This window comes from uncultured Oscillibacter sp. (assembly GCF_950073225.1).
Classification (GTDB): Bacteria; Bacillota; Clostridia; order Oscillospirales; family Oscillospiraceae; genus Oscillibacter.
On sequence record NZ_CATMPS010000029.1, the window covers coordinates 1 to 18,547 of the forward strand.

Here is an 18,547-nt window from a genome sequence, read left to right on the forward strand (position 1 = left end):
TTTTGTGGTGATTAAATTATACCACATTTCAGGATGGAATTCTTCTTTTATTTTCATTTTTTCACTGAATCCGTCTGCTTTTTTAATCGTCATTATGCCAAATTGAAAAAATACGAAAACTCAAAAAGCTTAAAGCTCGGAAATAATGAATTTGATTCAAGCCGTTTTGCTCACCGCTGTAAACAGCGGCAACCGCAAAACATGGCACATATTACTTCCGACCTTTCACTTCGGAAGTAATAAATGATTTTAAGCCTTTGCGCGCGTTTGCCGGCGGACTTGTCCGAAGCGTAAACAACAATACACTCCAGGGTTCCATTGGACCGGCGGAGCGCCGGGACGGCAGTCCCTATTTCAGGTATTTCTTCAATTTGAACGTGACCGCCTGAATATCGATCGGCTTTGCCAAATGGTCGTTCATACCGCGCTCCAGGCACCTTTGAATATCCTCCGAAAACGCGTCCGCCGTCATGGCAATGATGGGAATATCCGCGTCCTCCCGTTCCAGTCTCCGGATGGCCGCGGTCGCCTCGTAGCCGTCCATGACCGGCATCCGCACATCCATAATAATCGCGTCATAATGCCCGGCCGGGGAGTTCCGGAATTTCTCCACACAGATCTCTCCGTTTTCAGCCCAGTCCAATTCCAGCTCAAGGATGGAAAGCAGCTCCCTTGCCACTTCCCAGTTCAGCTCGTTGTCCTCCGCCAGCAGAATGCGTCTTCCCTTCAGCACCACGTCATTCACTCGTTCGGCGGCGCCGTCCGCTGCCTCCGATGCCGCGGGCGCTGCTGCCTTTTCCAAATCCAGCACAACATGGAACTCGCTGCCCCGGCCCTGTTCGCTGCGGACAGAGATTGTCCCGCCCATGGCGTCCACAATGCACTTGGTAATCGCCATGCCCAGGCCGGACCCCTCTGTCTTCCGGACCCGGGTGTTGTCCTCCCGGCTGAACGACTCGAATATGACCTTCTGATACTCCTTTGACATGCCGATGCCCGTATCGCTTACCAGGAAGTGGGTGCGGACCCGGGAGGCGTCCTCCGGCAGCGCCTCCTGATACACGGTCAGCTGAACGGCGCCCTTCTCCGGGGTGAATTTGACGGCGTTCCCCAGCAGATTGATCAGCACCTGATTCAGCCGCACACCGTCGCAACACACATTCTCCGACAGGATCTCCCGGGCAGCCACCTTAAACTGCTGGTTTTTCGCCGTGACCTGGGGCTGCATGATATTGACGATGCTGTCCATCGCCTCCCTCAGCGACACCGGCTCCACATTCAGCGTCATTTTGCCGCTTTCGATCTTGGATATATCCAATACGTCGTTGATAAGCCCCAGCAAGTGCTTGCTGGACAGCGCGATCTTACCCAGGTAATCCCGAACGCGCTTTGGATCGTCCGTATTGTCCAGTGCCAAGGAGGTCATCCCGATGATGGCGTTCATGGGCGTGCGGATATCGTGGCTCATGCTGGACAGGAATTCCTGTTTCGCCGCGTTGGCCTGTTCCGCCTCCTTCCGCGCCTGCTCCGCGGCTTTTCGCGCCGCGTCCATCTCCGCGTTGATGCGCGTCAGCTCCGACACCTGGTTCCGGAACAGCTTCAAGTACCGGAAGAATATGTAGAGGAGCATTGCAATCACCGCAAAGGAGGCGGCGTAGACGATGATGAGCCACCGGCTTCCCATGCCTGAGATGGCGTTATCCAGCCTTTCGAAGGGGAGGACCGTCACCAGATACCACTCGCAATAAGGGAGATTGGTGCAGTATATATGGCGGCGCGATCCGCCGTTTTTCACAATCGTGGAATAATCCTCACCGGCGTTCATGGCGGCTTGCAGCTGTTCAATGCAGGCATCCGCCTCCATATCCTGCCCGGCAAAGATGTTGGTGAGCCTGTCAAAATAGTTTTCGTGGGCGTCTCCCTCGTTCCCGACCACATAGCTTCCGTCTTTCCGGATCACAAAGGAATAGCTCAGCGACTGATCCGAGTCCAGGAAGAGAACCTCGCCCATATATTTGGTGGAAAGCCCCACCACGAGGGCAAGGCTGCCTCCGCCGCTGGACATGGGATACTCGCAGGGAACGCCGAACAAAATCACCCCGCCGCCGTCGCTGCCGGTGGCGGAGGCCGCTTTGCGCTCCCCGTTCCGCAGGCTCTCCAAAAAGGGCTCCGGGTGGTTGAGCTCCACGGGATCGCCGAAAATCATCTCACTTCCGCCGTCGGGCCCGTACAGGGCGGCGCACAAAAAATGCCTTGCCCTGGCGCCGTATTCAATGTCCTCCCTCGTTCCGTAACCGGACGCCCCATCCCCTGCCGCAATGCCCGCGATGGACTCCGCCATGGTCAGGCGAAGCTCAATGATCGTTTCAAAGTGCAGCGACACCTGCTCGTTCATTCCCGCCATATAGGCGGTGCCGATCTCCTCAATCGTGCTTTCGCTCATCGTGTGAATGGACGATCCCAGGAAGGAAAACACGATAACCGTCAAACAAAGGATTACCACGATTCCGATTTTCAAAGACTGCGGCAAAGCCTTGCTTTTCATATCCGTTCCATCTCCACAGCTTGTCATAATTTATGCTATCCTCATGCGTGCGCCGTCCTAACGTCCCCGCAGTCCGTTCATAACCCGGAACATTTTGCGGACGTCCACCGGCTTTGCCAAATGTTCATCCATTCCCGCGTCCTTCGCCAGCGCCACGTCCTCCTCAAACGCGTTGGCCGACAGCGCTATAATCGGCACCGTCTTCGCGTCCGGCCGGTCCAGGCCGCGAATTACGCGGGCCGCCTCATAACCGCTCATCACCGGCATCATTAAATCCATCAGCACGCAGTCAAACCTTCCCGGTTCGGACGCCGCGAAGGCGTCCACGGCGGCCTTTCCGTCATTGGCGGTCACCACCTCCGCGCCCGCTTCCCCAAGAATGTACTCGACAATTTCGCAGTTAAGCGCGTTGTCCTCCACCAGGAGGACCCGCATTCCGGAGACGTCGCCCTGCGTATCACCATCCTTCTCCGCGGGTTCTTCCTCCCACGCCTCGTCGACGCGGATAGGCAGGGTGATTTGGACCACGCTTCCCCTGCCGGGCTGGCTGTCCACCGAAATGGCCCCCTTCATCTGGTCCACCAGCTTCTTCACGATGGACATGCCCAGGCCCGTGCCGTTATAGTTCGTCCTCGCGCCCTGGTGCTCCTGGGTAAAGGGCTCGAAAATGTGATTCTTGAAATCCTCTCCAATGCCGATTCCCGTATCTTCAACGACGAAGCGGCAGCTTGCCGTCCCCTCCCGGAAGGCAGTCTCCTCCGCCCGCACAAATACGGAGCCGTTGGGCCGGTTATATTTGAGGGCGTTGTCAATGACGCTCATCAGGATCTGCTTTAAGTGAAGCGGATTCCCCATCACCCTGCTGTGCCGCAGGCCGGTCGTCTCCAGCTCCAAACGGATTCCCCGCTCTTCCGCCTGGTGGGACAAAATCGTAATACAATCTTTCAGCACGGCGCAAAGGTCAAAGGGCTCCACCACCACGGTCGGCCTCCCGCTCTCCAGATTGCTCACCTGAAGGACATCGTTTACCAGGGACAGCAGATGCTCGGTTGACACGCGGATTTTTCTCTGGCACTCTTTTTGCCGCTCCGGGTCATCCCGGCTGTTTTCCAGAATGGCCAGCATTCCCAAAATCCCGTTGATGGGCGTGCGGAGGTCATGGGACATGTGGGAGAGAAACTCGCTTTTTGCCGAGTTCGCCCGCCTCATCCGCTCCAAAAGCTCCATGATGGACTGTTCCTGCTTTTTCCTCGTCACCATGGTTTCCGTGATGTCCTGATGGTAGCCGTTCAGACAGGCGCCCGGTTTTTCAAACGTCTTGTCCGGCACGCCGCCGCAGCGGACATAAATTCTCCCAAGGGCCGGGTGATTCCAGGGATAGATGACCTCGGCGCGTCCGGTATCCAGTATTGCCCGCACAGCCTCCTGGACCATTTCCACATAGTCCGGCTCAATGCGTTCAAACCAGTGCCGGTAGCACTCCTCCGGCCCAATGGCATCCGGCACCCCCAGGAGAATCCGCATAGTCCGGTCCGGGTACAGCCTGGGCCGGCAGCCCTCTTCCAGCTCAATGGTCCAAATGCCGGTTCTGGCGCCCTCCAGAATGTCTTCCAGGCTCCGTCTGGCCTCCAGCTTGTATTTCTCTTCCCGCTCCACCAGGGCGTTGACATCCCGCAGGGCAAAGATCGCGCAGTTCTCCGCCGCCGTCCTCTCCGTAGCGGAAAAGTGAATCTCCAGATACTTTAGTCCTGAGAAGTTGTCCTTCACCTGATACCGGACCGAGAATTTTTTCTTTTTCCTGAGCTTTGCCAGCACATAGTCCTTCTCCGTCATGGCACGGAGACGCTCCTGCCCCTGGGGGACCACGCATTTGGAGATATACCGCTCCATAGCCGCCTGATAGCCGTCTTTAAAATGAGCGGCCCAGTCCAAGCCCAGCCCCTCGCTGCTGCGGTACACCTCGCATTCGCCCGTGTCGAAGTTCACCTCGTAAATGCCCAGGTAGTCCACGCTGAGGGCATGGAGCACGTTATAGCTCCGCTTTTGAAGCTCCCGGAACAGGTTGCGCCGCTTCAGGGAGGACACGATAAAGTACGCCGCCGTTTGGAGCATATTCGACGCATACTCCAGCGACTTCACGGGGGGATTGTCCACGCCGTAAAAGCCGATGATCCGCTTCCCGTCGTACAGGGGCACCACCACAAGGGAGTGGATGCCCTGCCGCTTCAGGTTCTCATACTGAAGCGGCTCCGTCTGCCGAATATCCTCCACGTTCTTTATGACGATATGCCTGCCGACGCTGAAATTCCGGTACCAGCTGGCGCACACCTCCGAAGGGACATTTTGAAGGTTCGCCTGTTCCGCCTCCACCCCGGCGTCCACCCACTCATAGGTGTTGTCGTCGCCGCCGGACTCGTTCTGCTCAAAGATATAGGTTCTCTCCCCGTTCAGCGCTTTTCCCAGGTGCTCCAGCAGCACCCCAAGCGACTGATCCGGGGTCTCCTCCAGCAAGGCGACACGAAGGCCCTCGTTGATAATGGCCTCCAGATTCTGAACGCTTCGCATGCCGCTGTGCTGCTCATGAGCCTCTATGATCGGAGCGCCTTCTCCAGCCGGTAAACGTCCCCCTGCACAATCCATACGCCTGTCCTCCGCTTTCTCCTCACAGCTTCGCTCCAAAAGTCAGAAAATCTCTGTCATAATACCATACCTGCGCAATTACGTCAATGAGAAGAAACGAAAATCATAGTCATTGTAAAAACCGGCCGCTTCCAACAGGTTTTCATAATCACGCCCACCGGCGCCGCCTGGTTTTTAAGCCGCAAAAAGCCCACGAAAATTCACGGAATTTTCGTGGGCTTTCCAGCACCCCTGCCTGTATCTACACCGTCCCGTCATGGGCCGCTGTTTGGAAAAAGGGAACCGCCGCGTCGTCCCGCCGCATAAACAGCAGTCCGAAGGACCCGGGACCGCAGTTGCTGGCGATGGCGGAGGACGCCTTTTGCAGATAGACCCGCTCAAAAGGACAGTACTGCTGCACCAGGCTTTGAATAAACCGGAGCCTCTTTTCATCCATCCCGGAGTATGTAATGAATAAAATACGCCGGTCAATGTTCCCGGTATTCTGGAGCGTCCGCTTGACATACTTTTTCGCCGCATGGGAAAAGCTGCCTATCTCCATCCGGCTGACCACCATCCGGCTCCTCTTCAGCGCCAGGACCGGATGCAGCAGCAGCGCGTCACAGAGAATCTGGATGCGCTTCGGTATCCGGCCGGACTGGCACATCATGTGGGTGTTGTTGATGATAAACGCGGAGGAAATGAAACGCTCCATCCGCTTCACCGCTTCCAGGATTTCCTCCTTCGCGGCATGATGCTCCGCCATATAGGCCGCGCACAAAACCACCAGCCCCATGCTGCTGGAGAGGTGCCCGGAATCAAGGACTGTGACGTTTTCAAAGGATTTCGCCGCCTCACAGGCATTTTGATAACCGTCGCTTACATGCCTTGCCATTGTAATATGAATGACGTTCTGCGCCTCCGTCAGCTTCTCGGCAAAGAAGCGCTCGTAGTCCTCCACCTCGGGAGGATGGGAATAGCCCTTCCGCCCCCCGGCAATATGCGCCAGCAATTCGTCCGGACTCAGCTCCGCCCCGTCCAGAAACCGCCCTTCTTCCGTACAGACGTAATACGGGCATACGGAAAGGCTGAACTCTTTCCGGAGGGATTCCGGAAGGTCGCACACGCTGTCCGTTGTGACCAGGATGGAGCGCCTTTGTGCCTGCTCGAAGATCAGAATGTCTTTTTCGATGTCCTCCTGCTGGGCTTCCTCGTTCAGATTCACCAGACCCTTGGGGAGGATGCTCAGCACAGCCGCCTCCAGCAGCGCGCCGCTGACCGGCTTGGCCAGATAGCCGCTGAAGCCCTCCTTTCGATAGAGAAGCTGGTTGTCGCTGCCCGCGTTGGCGGTCAGCGCCACCACGGGCACGTCCTGGCACAGGCCGCCCGGCTGGACCCGCAGGGCGTGGAGGCACTCGATTCCGTCCATTTCCGGCATCAGGTGGTCCATGAGAATGCAGTCATAATGGTGGTTCTGGGTCAGCCGCAGGCATTCGGCCCCGCTGTGGGCCATGTCAATCTGGATTTGGGTCTCCGCCAGCAGCTTCTTTACCACCATCAGGTTCATTTCGTTGTCGTCCACCACGAGAATATGCGCGTCCGGCGCCTCAAAGCTCCGCTGGTACACTTCGCCTTCCCGCACACGCGCCCGGGAGGCCAGCGTAAACGTCCCCAGCTCCTTCTCGTCCACGATGTCTTGATCCAGGACGACCACAAACTTGGAGCCCTTGGTATAGACGCTGTTTACGCTGATCTCGCCGCCCATCAGCTCCACCAACTGCTGAACGATGCTGAGCCCCAGTCCCGTCCCCTCAATATAACGGTTTTTCTCCTCGTCCACCCGCCGGAACGCGTTGAAAATATAGGGAATATTCTCCTTCTTCACGCCCTGGCCGGTATCCTCCACGGAATACCAGACCCGCATGCGGTTGACCCCCTGCCGCTCACACCGGACGGACAGGGTAACGGAGCCTTCGCTGGTATACTTCACCGCGTTGTTCAGCAGATTGATCAAAATTTGCTTGATGCGCACCTCGTCTCCGCAGAGCATGCTGGGGATGGAGGAATCCACATGGAGCTTAAATTCCAGGCCCTTTTCCTTGGCCTTGATCCAAATCATGTTGACGATTTCCGAAAAGAGCGCGCCGGTCTCATAGGAGACGTTGACAATTTCCATCTTCCCGGATTTGATCTTGGAGATGTCCAGGATGTCGTTAATCAGGGAGAGCAGCATCTTGCTGGCCCCCTGGATATTCCGGGCGTTCTCCGCCACCTCCTCCGAGATGTCCTCCCGCAGGATGATTTCATTCAGCCCGATGATGGTATTGATGGGCGTGCGGATCTCGTGGCTCATGCTGGAAAAGAAGTGATTCTCCGCCCGGTTCAGCTCCTCAATCTCCTTTTTCTGCCGCTGGGAAAGGGCGTTTTCCTCCTCGTACATCCGGTTCAGGAACATGAGCAGGATGCTGGTGAGCAGTCCCACCATAATCATGGAAAACGCGGAGTCAAACAAGGCGTCGTGCTGCGTATTCGGCGCGGCCAGGGCCGGGTAGTAAAAGGCGGTGCCATAGCACAGCAGCGTCTCCGCCGTGCACAGCCCGAAAAACACGGCCCTGCGCCTCCCCTGCAGGGTGATGCAGACATAGATGAAGCAGAGCACAAACCACTCCGGCACGCCGCTGTAAAAGCCGCCCGCGGAGAAAAAGGTGACGGGAAACAGCGTAAGCAGCAGCACCGCAATAAGCGTGGCGCCCATGTGGATCCGCTTTTTCCGGATGCTGATCTTGACGATCACCGCCATGAGGGCCAGGCTTGCCAGCATAATCAGCACGTTCCAGAGGCTTCTGCCCATGGGCAGGGTAAACGCAATGGCGATCATGCAGACGCCGGTCACAATGCGGAACATTCGCTCGCGGAGGCTGATCCTGTGATCGGTAATAATCTCAAACCATTTTTTTATCACGAAGTCTTACACTCCTCAGAACTCGACATTTTCAAGAAGAGGGCCGGGTGCCGTCAAAGCCCCCCGGCAATCTCCGCGCAGAGCGCCTCGTGAGCCCGCAGCAATGCGGCGTGACGCTCCCGGATGAAATCCGCGTCGCCCCGTTTCCCCGCCATCTCCAGCTCCTTGGCCTGGGCGGAGAGCGCCTCCGCCCCAATGGTCAGGGAGGTGCTTTTCAGCGCGTGAACCTTCACGGCGTAGTCCGTCCAATTGGCGCTTTCATACAAGGCGGCGATCTCCGCCCGCTTTTCCGGTCCCTGGGCGCAGAACATCCGCAGCATTTCCAGATAAAAGCTCTCGTCCCCGGCGCAGTAGTCCAGGCCCAGCTCCGTGTTGACGCCGGCCTTCGCAAGATGGTCATAGGAGGGGACGGGCCCGCCGGACGCCTCCGGAACCTCCGCCGGGGCCTCCGGTACGGCCGCGGCGGCCTGGGGAGCCGGGGCCTTCTCCGCCGAGGAGGCCTCCGCCCCCATAGGCGCGCCCTTGCTTGTGGGCCTCTCGCTGTATTGGATACAGCTCTTGGGCAGGACCTTTCGGAGCACCCGTTCCAGGACGGTGCGCTCAATGGGCTTTGGGACAAACTCCGTAAAGCCCTCGCTGCGGAACATCTCCCGGGCGCCGCTGACGGTGTTGGCGGTCAGCGCAATCACCGGAAGGTCCTGATACACGCCGTTTTTAAGCTCCCGGATTTTTTTCAGCGTCTCCACGCCGTCAAACCCGGGCATCATGTGGTCCAGGAACACGATGTCATAGGAAGTGCCGCTGCACATCGCCACCGCTTCCCGTCCGCTCAGGCAGGTGTCTACCTCAATCCCATAGCTTCCCAGAACGCCCTTGGCCACCACGAGGTTCATCTCCTCGTCGTCCACCGCCAGAGCCCGGATGCCCACGCAGGTGAAGGGCTTCCGGCCCGCGGCCTGATCCTCCGCGAAGCCCCGTTCTCCGGTTTCCCCATTCAAAAGGTTCGCCACGGAAAGCGCGGAGAAGGGCTTGTGCATAATCGCAAGCCGGCTTTCCCGGCTCAGGTTAAACTCCCGCTCCGCGATTACGACGACCCGGATGGTTTCCGCCAGTTCCTCATAATATGCGGGGTTCTCCATATATTCCGACTGTACGATAAACACATGGGTCAGCTTATGGCTGCGCTGCACCTTGAGAAGGCCCTCAAAATTATGTACCTGGTAGCCCTTCGCGCCAAGCCCCATCACCAGGCTTTGAATCAGGCCGTCATAGTACTCCCGGACCTCGTCGCAGCTGTACTTTTCCGGCCTGAAATAGCACGCAATGCAAAGCTGCTCCGGCTGGTTGAGCTCAATGCACGGCCGCTCGTCCGCCACGCCCTGGGGAATCACGATATGCGCGGACAGACCCTCCTGTTCTCCGCTGGCGAAGTGAAGGAAGCCGCCCATGGCGTTCAAAAGCCCCTGGGCGATGGGAAGCCCGAGGCCCAAGCCGCCCGCGAAGCGGCTGCTGCTGGAATCCGCCTGGTAAAACACGTCGTACATCTGCGTCAGCTGGGAACTTGTCATGCCGATGCCGGTGTCCCGGACATCAACGATCAAATTGATGCCATAGCTTTCCCGGCGGCAGCCTATGCGGACGTTTACGCCGCCTTCCTCCGTAAATTTAATGGCGTTTTCCACCAGGATTTTGAGCACATGGGAAATTTTCTCCGCATCCCCCACCAGGGCCGCCGGCATCTTCGGGTCGATGTCAAACACAAGCTCCAGGTGCTGGCGGTTGCTTTGCAGCGCGGTCATGGTAATGATGTCGTTCAGCACCGAGGTGATCATGTATTCTTTTTTGGCGGGAGTCAGCGTGCCCTCCACAATCTCCGTATAGTCCAGCATATTGTTAATCTGGTTGGACAGGCGCTTCCCCGCCATTTTGATGGAGGACATGTCCGCCCGGATATCCGGAGGGAGCTCCTTCCCCAGCGCCACCTCGCTGATTCCGATGACCATGTTGATGGGGGTGCGGAGCTCATGGGATACGTTGGACAAAAAGACGGCGTTCTGCTTTCCCGCCGACTCCAGCTCCGCAAATACCCGGTCATACCACTTCCGCTGCGCATTCCGCCGGTTGACCCAGTACAGCGCCAGCGCCGTGCTTCCAAGGGTCACGATGACGCCAAGCGCCAGGTGAAACGCGTCCTGGAGACTTATCCGATGGGAAATGGTACGGAGGATCAGGCCATGATACGCCAGCACCAGCGCGTACAAGGCCGCCGCCGCGTACAGAATCCACTTCTTGTTCAGCACAAACAGCGCCAGAATCAGAATGCAGGCCACGGCGGGCAAATCAAAAAGACTGGATTCATGCACACCGAAAAAGAAGAATTCGATAAGCATCAGTCCAGCGCATAAATTATCAAACAGCGTGTTTGACCCAAGCCGCCCGATGTGCAGAAACCATACGACGAAACAAGCGACTGTCATCAGCGGAAGCGTCCAAAATTCCCACGATAGAAACAGCGTAATCAGCCCCAGCAAGCCGCTGAACACGGTAACGATGACCGCCAGCAGCAGATGCTGGCTTGTCTGCTCCTCCGCCCTCATGCCTGCTCAAACTCCTGCGCCACCCGTTTGATCAGTTCCTCCGGACGGTAGGGCTTTTTCAGATAATTCACGGCGCCCAATTTAATCGCGTTTTGGACGTCCTCTTCCAGCCCCGACGCCGTCAGGAAAATCACCGGGACCGCCACAGCGGCTTTTTTCATGCGTTCAAAGGTCTCAATGCCGTTCATGCCCGGCATGTCTATATCCAGAAGGACCATGTCGACCTTCTCGTTTTGTACCTTTGCCAGCGCCTGGACCCCGGAGTCCGCCAAAATCACGTCGTACTCCTTCCCCAGGATGATCCTGGTCCTTGCCAGGTTCATATTGTCGTCATCGACCACTAAGATGCGCTTTTTCATACAATTGCCTCCCTGTTGTGCTGCTGGGGTCCGGAGCCCCACGGGGTCTATTGTAAAGGAAGCCCGCGGGAAAATCAAGCCCGTATTTTCAGTCCCGGAGCGCGGCAGACCACAAAAAAGATGCAGCCGCATGACGCGCCCGCATCATGCGGCTGCTTCCCGCCGGGAACGCTTCCTTGCCGGGCCCTCCTGAAAGCCCGCCGTTCCGAATTCTCAATCATTTCCGCAGGAGAATCAGCCCCAGCGTATTCGGGCCACAGTGGCAGAAGATGGTGCAGCCCGCCTTGGCCTCCAGAATCTCGCCGAAGCGCCCGTCCTCCCGGATGATCTCCCGGGCAATGCCCGCCAGCTCGTCCCCCGGGCAGGTGTCCACCAGGAAAACGCGGCTGAAATCCAGGTCCGTCCGGTCCCTCAGGCGCTCATGAACGTAGTCCGCCACCACCTTGGCGATGTTTCCCCGGTACTTTTTGGTCACGGACATTTTGCCGCCAATCACCTCCACGCAGGGGTGGAGCTTCAGCAGATTCGCCCCCAGGGCCGTGACGGCGGAGCAGCGCCCGCCCTTTTTCATATAGTCCAGCCGGTCCAGAACAAAGCTGGTTTCCAGCCTGGGAACCATGTTCTCCAGGAGGTCCAGGATCTCCGTCACGGACTTCCCCGCCCGGGCGGCGTCGGCGGCGGCCAGGACCATCATGCCGTGGCCCGCGGTCAGGTTTCCGGAGTCTACCACGTAGACCTCCGGCACCTCCTCCGCCGCCAGCTTGGCGTTTTGGTGGCAGCAGGAAAAGCCGCTGCCGATGTTGAGGTGGATGACGGCGTCATATTTTTCCATCAGCGCCCGGAAAGCGTCCTCATAATCCGATACGTTGACGGCGTTGGTGGTGGTGATGTCTCCCCCCGCGTCCACATGGGACGCAATATCCGCCGTGCGGATGTCCACCCCGTCGTGATAGAGCTTTCCCGCCTTAACGATGCCCAGGGGGAAAACGGTGATGCCGTACTGCTCCAGCAGCCGCGCCGGCAGGTCGCAGGTGCTGTCGGTGGTAATCTTAATCATAAAAGGGCTCCTTCCAGGTTCGGGGCAGGCACGCTCCCGGACCGCGTCCTGTTTTAAATTCCCGCGCGGCCGCCGCGGCAAATGCGGAACGCCCGCGCCGCAGCTATTCTATCATGGATTTTCAGGAAAATCCATAGTGGAAACCGGCAAAATTGACGGAGGTTTTCCCACCATGCGGCGCTCTCCGGCGCGTCCCCTTGTTCCGGCATTCTCCACTCCCGGACGCGCCCGAAATGCGGCCCCCGCTTCCGGCGGCGAAGACCCGCCCTCTCATTCGCCGGAGTTTTGTGATTTTATCACGGTACGCACAAACCGGTTCCGGTATCATGGTAACCATCAAATCTGGGAGGTCGCCCTATGAAAACAAGGAAAAAGCGGCGGGCTGTTGTAAACGGGGACGCCTGCGTTGCCTGCGGATGCTGCGTGAAGGTGTGTCCCCTGTCCGCCATTCAGGTCCGGCATGGCGTCCGGGCGGCGGTTGATCCGGAGCGCTGTGTGGGCTGCGGCAAATGCGCGAAGGAGTGCCCCGCGTCCGTAATCGTCCTTCAGGAGGTATCGGTATGAAAAAGCGCTGGTATGATTACCTTTGGATTGCAGAGCTGATTTACATGTCGCTGGGGTTTTTCAATATCCTCTTCGCCTGGCTGGGCATGCTGTTTTTCTGCATCCCCCTGATCATTTCCCTGGTCTGGGGCACGAAGGGCTACTGCAACCGCTACTGCGGCCGGGGCCAGCTGTTCGGCCTGCTGGGCGGGCGCTTCGGCTTGTCCCGGAAAAAGGATATCCCCGGGTGGATGAAGAGCAAATGGTTCCGCTATGGCTTTTTGATATTCTTCTTCATCATGTTCTTTCAGATGCTGTGGAATACCTATCTGGTCTTTGCCGGCGCACAGGATCTCCGGCAGGTGGTGACGCTGCTGTGGACGTTTAAGCTCCCCTGGCACTGGGCCTATCACGGCACGTTCTTTCACCAGGGCGCTGCCCAGTTCGCCTTCGGCTTTTACAGCGTCATGCTGACCTCCACCATTCTCGGCATGATTACTATGATTCTCTTCAAACCCCGCAGCTGGTGCGTTTATTGTCCTATGGGCACCATGACGCAGCTCATCTGCAAAGCGAAAAATGGAAAGGATGCGTTAACATGAAGGTAGTCATCATCGGCGGCGTAGCGGGAGGGGCCACGGCGGCGGCCCGGCTCCGGCGGCTGGACGAACAGGCGGAGATCGTGGTCTTCGAGCGGTCCGGGTACGTCTCCTACGCCAACTGCGGCCTGCCCTATTACATCGGCGGGGTCATCGAGGACCCCGAGGCCCTGACCCTCCAGACGCCGGAGAGCTTTTTCTCCCGCTTCCGCGTCACCATGAAGGTGCGCCACGAGGCCACCGCCCTCCACCCGGAGAGAAAAACGGTCTCCGTAAAAAACCTGGAAACAGACGAGAAATTTGAGGAGCCTTATGACAAGCTCCTCCTCTCCCCCGGCGCCAAGCCCACCCAGCCCCGGCTTCCCGGCGTGGGCCTGGAGAAGCTCTTCACCCTGCGGACTGTGGAGGATACCTTCCGCATCAAGGACTACATCCGGCAAAATCATCCCAAGTCCGCTGTGCTGGCGGGAGGCGGCTTCATCGGCCTGGAGCTGGCGGAAAACCTGCGGGAGCTGGGGATGGAGGTCACCATCGTCCAGCGGCCAAAGCAGCTCATGAACCCCTTTGACCCGGATATGGCGGCCTTTATCCACAGCGAAGTGCGTGCCAACGGCGTGAAGCTGGCCCTGGGGTACACCGTGGAGGGCTTCCAGGAGCGGGACGGCGGCGTGGACGTGCTGCTGAAGGACAGCGCCCCGCTCCACGCCGATATGGTCGTGCTGGCCATCGGGGTCACCCCGGACACCGCTCTTGCGAAGGAGGCGGGGCTGGAGCTGGGACTCAAGGGCAGCATCGTGGTCAACAGCCGGATGGAAACCTCCCTCCCGGACATCTATGCCGTGGGGGACGCCGTGCAGGTCCGGCACTCCGTCACCGGGCAGGACGTCCTGCTCTCGCTGGCCGGTCCCGCCAATAAACAGGGCCGCATCGCGGCAGACAACATCTGCGGCGGGGACAGCCGCTATCTCGGAAGCCAGGGCAGCTCCGTCCTCAAGGTCTTCGGCATGACGGCGGCGGTCACCGGCGTCAGCGAAACCAACGCCAAAAAGGCGGGCCTAGACGCGGACGCGGTGGTCCTCTCGCCCATGAGCCACGCGGGCTACTATCCCGGCGGGAAGCTGATGACCATGAAGGTGATCTTTGAAAAGGAGACCTTCCGCCTCCTGGGGGCCCAGATCGTGGGTTATGAGGGCGTGGACAAGCGAATCGACGTACTGGCCGCGGCCATTCACGCCGGGCTGACGGCCATCCGGCTGAAGGACCTGGACTTGGCCTACGCGCCGCCCTACTCCTCCGCCAAGGACCCCGTGAACATGGCGGGCTTCCTCATCGAAAACCTCGCCAAGGGCGTTGTGAAGCAGTTCCGTATCGAAGACGTGGGCGGCCTGCCCCGGGACGGCAGCGTAACGCTGCTGGACGCCCGGACCCCCCAGGAATACGCGGCGGGGCATATTGAGGGCTTCCGGAATATCCCCGTGGACGAACTGCGGCAGCGGCTGGGAGAGATCGCGCCCGGCAAGCCGGTCTATGTGATCTGCCAGAGCGGCCTGCGCAGCTACATCGCCTGCCGCATCCTGGCCGGGCACGGCTATGAGGCCCACAATTTCTCCGGCGGCTTCCGGTTCTACGACGCGGTGGCCAACGACCGCCGTCTCATCGAATCAGCGACGGCCTGCGGCATGGATCAGTAGCCGGAAAACTCCCCTCTCCAAGCCTCATGAAAGCTTGAAGAGGGGAGTTTTCACGCGTCCCGCAGAGCCGTCAGCTTTTTTTCGTTCAGGAGCTCCACCGTGCCCCGGGACAGCCTGACCATCCCTTCCTCCTGTAAATAGCGGAGCATCCGGGTGACGACCTCCCGGTGGGTCCCCAGGTGGTTGGCGATGGTCTCGTGGGTGATGGAAAGCCGGTTCGCCCCCTCAATGGCGGACTCCTCCAGCAAGAAGGCGGCCACCCGCCTGTCCATGCTGTTCCACATAACCTGCTCCATCAGCCACATGACCTCTGAAAACCGGGCGGCCATGATCTCGTTGGTGTAGTTGGCCGCGGCGGCGGACTGCTCCATGATCCGCTTATAAATGTCCGCGGGAATGATCCACAGTTCGGTATCCTTCTCCGCCGTAATGGTCACGTCAAATTGAATGCTCCGCATTATGCAGGAGGCGGAGAACAGGCAGAGATCCCGGTCAAACAGCCGGTAGAGGGTGACCTCCCGCCCCTCCTTGGAGAGGATAAACGCCCGGAGCTGGCCGGACTTCACCAGCAGCAGCCCTGTGCAGTCCGCGCCGCCGCCGTGGAGGACGGTCCCTGTCTTCACGGTACGGGCGGTCAGGCTGCCGGAAAGGAGTTCCCGCTGCCCGGGAGTCAGCTGATTCCATATGGGAACATATTCGGAAAATTCCATCAGGTTCTCTCCTTCCGTCGGCTTACTCTTAGTATTTAGTATAAAGCCTCCGATGGCATCTGTCAAAGCCTATGAGGTGCCGGCAGGTTTTAGCCGCCGAATGCCGGCGTGTTTTTCAATCGCGGCAGTCTTTGCTGATATTGCTGAATCCCCAAATTCGCAAAGTAATACAGAAAAACCTAAAACCGCCTTTCCCGGCGGTTTTAGGTTTTCTTACCTTCAAGAACCCGGCGGTTCCGCAGGCGCGGCCCCTCCGTCCTCTTTCAGATGGATTGCGCACTGTCCCAAGGCATAGAAGGGCTCCGCCGCCGTGGGAACCAGGCCCTCCACCACCTTCGCCTGGGTCAGCACGGAGGTGGACTTGAAGCACACCGGCAGGATGGGGGCCTGGTCCTTCAAATGGACGCACAGGGCCCGCATGGCCGCCGTCCGGTCCTGGGCCCCCGCCAGCTCCGCCAGGAGGCGGCTGGTGTCCGGGTTGGACCAATGGCCGTAATTCAGCCTTCCCCCGGGTTCCAGGAGGCTCCCCAAATCCCAGTCGGCGGTAAGGCGGGCCTCGCCGTAGTACAAATCAAAGTCCCCGGCGGCCAGGGCGGCGGCGTACTCCTCCCAGGGCAGGACCCGGACCTCCACCGGCACGCCTCCGGAGGTCCAGCTCTCCGCCAGGTGGGCGGCGATGGCCTTTTTAAAGCCGTTCTCCTCGTTGACCAGCAGGGTCAAAGGCCGTTCGGACACATAGCCGCTCTCCGCCACGGCGGCGGTAAAGCCGTCCACGGAATAGTCCTCCTCCAGCGCCGCCGGGTACAGGGACGAAACCGGGGACACCGGGAAAGCGGCGGGCTTCCCGTGGCCGGAGAGGTAGGCGCCGGCCACATTGGCCCGCTCGATTCCCGCCGACAGGGCCCGCCGCAAGGCGGGACTGTCCAGAGGCGCCCGGGCGGTGTTGCAGCCTATATACTGCATGACCGGGGTGTCCGCGTCCGCGCAGCCCACGCTGCCGGTGGTGCTCACCGGCAGCACGCCGGTGAGGTCCGCCGTAATCAGCTGGACCTCGTGGGAGGAAAAGCGGTAGAGCATGGCGTCGTCGTCCGCCGCTTCCACCAGGGCAATCCGGTCCACCGGCTGGCTCTCCCCCTTCCACCAGGCCTGATTGGCGATAAGATAGGCCCCGGTTTCCTCCTCCGCGTAGAAATAGGGCCCCGTACCGACGGGAGCCGCGCTCTCCTGGGTCCCGGATTTCACGACGGGCACGTCCAGCAGGGCCGGAAGGGCGGAGTTGGGGCTGTTCAGCGTAACGGTCACACTGTCCCCGTTGGCGCTGACGGAAGCGACGCCGGAGAGGCGGCTCCGGTAGCGGTCAGAGGTCCTGGCCCGCTCCAGGGACGCTTTCACATCCCGGCCCGTCAGGGGCGATCCGTCGGAGAACTCCACTCCGGGGCGGATCTCGAAGGTATAGCGGAGGGCGGCCTCGTCGTGGGTATAGCTGATGCACAGGCAGGGCTGGGGCTCGAAGCTCCCGTCCAGCCGAAACAGTCCCTCATACAGAAGCGACGCCGCCGTCTGCTGCATCCCGTCGGCGCAGTCCATTGGGTCCAGGGTCCGCCCCGGCATATAGGGCAGGGCGAACCGCTCCGGCAGGACAGAATCCTTCTGCTTCTCCGGCTCTTCCGCCTCAAAGGGGGGCATCACGTCCTCCGGCTCCTCCGGCGGCTCCTCCTGCCAGCAGCCCGTCAGCAGACAGGCCACCGCCAGCGCGATGGCCATGATCTTCGATAGCTTCATAAAACCGATCCTATTTTCCTCCGGCCATAATGGCCCCGCACTGGACGCCCCGGGCCTCCCCCAGCTTCCGGTGGGACCAGAACAGGTCCCGGCGGCAGGCGGTGCAGAGGCCGGAGGCCTCTATACGCTCCGGCGGCAGGCCCGCCCGCAGCAGCCATTGGCGGTTCAGCCCCTCCAGGTCCACATGCCACTTGGGGCCCCGTTTTTCCAGATAAGCCTCCGCGTCCTTCCCCAGGGCTTCCCGCATGGCGGCGGGAACGTCCCCGTCGCTTTCAAAGCAGCACTGCCCGATGCAGGGCCCCAGGGCCGCTTGCAGCCGCTCCGGCCTGGACCCATAACGGCGGACCATCTCCCGGACCGTCTTCTCCACAATCCCCCCGGCGCAGCCCCGCCACCCGGCGTGGGCCGCCCCCACGGCCCCGGTATCCGGGTCGTGGAGGAGCACGGTCCCGCAGTCAGCGGAAAAGACGAACAACGTCAAGCCCGGAACATCCGTCACCAGCGCGTCGGCGCTGTCATAGTCCCGCTCCCGGAAGAGGCCCTTCCCGGCGTCGGCCTCCGTACAGGCCCGGACGTTCGTCTCATGAACCTGCCGGGAGAGGACGGTTTGCTCCAGGTCCGCCCCGATGGCGGCGCAGAAGCGGCGGTAATTTTCCAGCATGGCCTCCCGCCCGTCCCCCATGCCGGGACGGAGGTTCAGGCTGTCCCAGGGGGCGGGGGACACGCCCCCCAGGCGGGTGGAAAAGCCGTGGCGGACGCCGCCTAAGTTCGAGGCGGTGAACCAGACCAGGCCGTTTTGTTCGTGGGTTTCAAAGGGCATGGGGACCTCCCTGTTCTTCTTTCTTTTGGCCTTCGCCGTTTTTCTCAACCGGCTTATGGTTCGTCCAGCCGTTCCAGATGTGAAACACGCCATAGGCCAGCACCGGGAGGCCCAGAAGCGCAAACAGCTCAACCGCGCCGCTGTCCAGAATGGAAGCATACAGCAAGATTCCGCCCAACAGGATCAACGCAATGCCAAACACGAGTTCTTTGATATCCTGGAGCAGGAAAAGAACACTGTCATCCTTCTTATCCATTTGCCCT

At 59.8% G+C, this 18,547-nt stretch carries 13 protein-coding genes; 3 read left to right on the forward strand and 10 right to left on the reverse strand.

Annotated elements, in window-relative coordinates; genetic code table 11:
• Positions 1-349 precede the first annotated feature (349 nt).
• The 6 genes from Q1M04_RS12330 to Q1M04_RS12355 all read right to left on the reverse strand — a co-directional run bounded on the left by Q1M04_RS12330 (position 350) and on the right by Q1M04_RS12355 (position 12,139).
• The gene (locus Q1M04_RS12330; protein WP_297999243.1) at positions 350-2,545 is read right to left on the reverse strand and encodes an ATP-binding protein; all 2,196 of its coding nucleotides are present in this window, start codon (positions 2,543-2,545) and stop codon (positions 350-352) included.
• A 57-nt stretch (positions 2,546-2,602) separates the two neighbouring features.
• Positions 2,603-5,110: a GAF domain-containing hybrid sensor histidine kinase/response regulator gene (locus Q1M04_RS12335; protein WP_297999245.1), complete on the reverse strand. Its 2,508-nt coding sequence runs from the start codon at positions 5,108-5,110 to the stop codon at positions 2,603-2,605.
• 316 nt (positions 5,111-5,426) lie between these two features.
• A complete protein-coding gene (locus tag Q1M04_RS12340; protein WP_297999247.1) occupies positions 5,427-8,126 on the reverse strand; it encodes a DegV family protein in 2,700 nt (899 codons plus the stop codon).
• A 53-nt stretch (positions 8,127-8,179) separates the two neighbouring features.
• Positions 8,180-10,723, reverse strand: a complete 2,544-nt coding sequence (locus Q1M04_RS12345; protein ID WP_297999249.1) for a hybrid sensor histidine kinase/response regulator — start codon at positions 10,721-10,723, stop codon at positions 8,180-8,182.
• Positions 10,720-11,082: a response regulator gene (locus Q1M04_RS12350; protein ID WP_297999251.1), complete on the reverse strand. Its 363-nt coding sequence runs from the start codon at positions 11,080-11,082 to the stop codon at positions 10,720-10,722. The genes Q1M04_RS12345 and Q1M04_RS12350 overlap by 4 nt, the downstream gene beginning before the upstream one ends.
• A gap of 217 nt (positions 11,083-11,299) precedes the next feature.
• Positions 11,300-12,139 (reverse strand): DegV family protein, encoded by an 840-nt coding sequence (locus tag Q1M04_RS12355; RefSeq protein WP_297999253.1) that lies wholly within the window; start codon positions 12,137-12,139, stop codon positions 11,300-11,302.
• A 357-nt stretch (positions 12,140-12,496) separates the two neighbouring features.
• On the opposite strand from Q1M04_RS12355, the gene Q1M04_RS12360 reads away from it, so the two are divergent.
• Genes Q1M04_RS12360 through Q1M04_RS12370 form a run of 3 tightly spaced genes read left to right on the forward strand, consistent with a single transcriptional unit; the run spans position 12,497 to position 14,972 of the window.
• Positions 12,497-12,703 (forward strand): 4Fe-4S binding protein, encoded by a 207-nt coding sequence (locus Q1M04_RS12360; protein ID WP_293278482.1) that lies wholly within the window; start codon positions 12,497-12,499, stop codon positions 12,701-12,703.
• The gene (locus Q1M04_RS12365) at positions 12,700-13,284 is read left to right on the forward strand and encodes a 4Fe-4S binding protein (protein ID WP_293278484.1); all 585 of its coding nucleotides are present in this window, start codon (positions 12,700-12,702) and stop codon (positions 13,282-13,284) included. Before Q1M04_RS12360 ends, Q1M04_RS12365 begins: the two co-directional genes overlap by 4 nt.
• Complete coding sequence (locus Q1M04_RS12370) at positions 13,281-14,972, forward strand: FAD-dependent oxidoreductase (RefSeq protein WP_297999256.1); 1,692 nt, start codon at positions 13,281-13,283, stop codon at positions 14,970-14,972. Before Q1M04_RS12365 ends, Q1M04_RS12370 begins: the two co-directional genes overlap by 4 nt.
• A 50-nt stretch (positions 14,973-15,022) precedes the next feature.
• Here the strand turns inward: Q1M04_RS12370 and Q1M04_RS12375 are convergent, their stop codons facing one another.
• The 4 genes from Q1M04_RS12375 to Q1M04_RS12390 form a co-directional block, all read right to left on the reverse strand.
• Complete coding sequence (locus Q1M04_RS12375) at positions 15,023-15,682, reverse strand: Crp/Fnr family transcriptional regulator (protein WP_295757091.1); 660 nt, start codon at positions 15,680-15,682, stop codon at positions 15,023-15,025.
• A gap of 219 nt (positions 15,683-15,901) precedes the next feature.
• Entirely contained in the window at positions 15,902-17,464 is a 1,563-nt protein-coding gene (locus Q1M04_RS12380; protein WP_297999258.1) for an ABC transporter substrate-binding protein, read from the reverse strand.
• Between the two features lie 10 nt (positions 17,465-17,474).
• Positions 17,475-18,284 (reverse strand): peptidoglycan editing factor PgeF, encoded by an 810-nt coding sequence (pgeF, locus tag Q1M04_RS12385; RefSeq protein WP_297999260.1) that lies wholly within the window; start codon positions 18,282-18,284, stop codon positions 17,475-17,477.
• Complete coding sequence (locus Q1M04_RS12390; protein ID WP_293278494.1) at positions 18,274-18,540, reverse strand: hypothetical protein; 267 nt, start codon at positions 18,538-18,540, stop codon at positions 18,274-18,276. Before Q1M04_RS12390 ends, pgeF begins: the two co-directional genes overlap by 11 nt.
• Between the last annotated feature and the right edge of the window lie 7 nt (positions 18,541-18,547).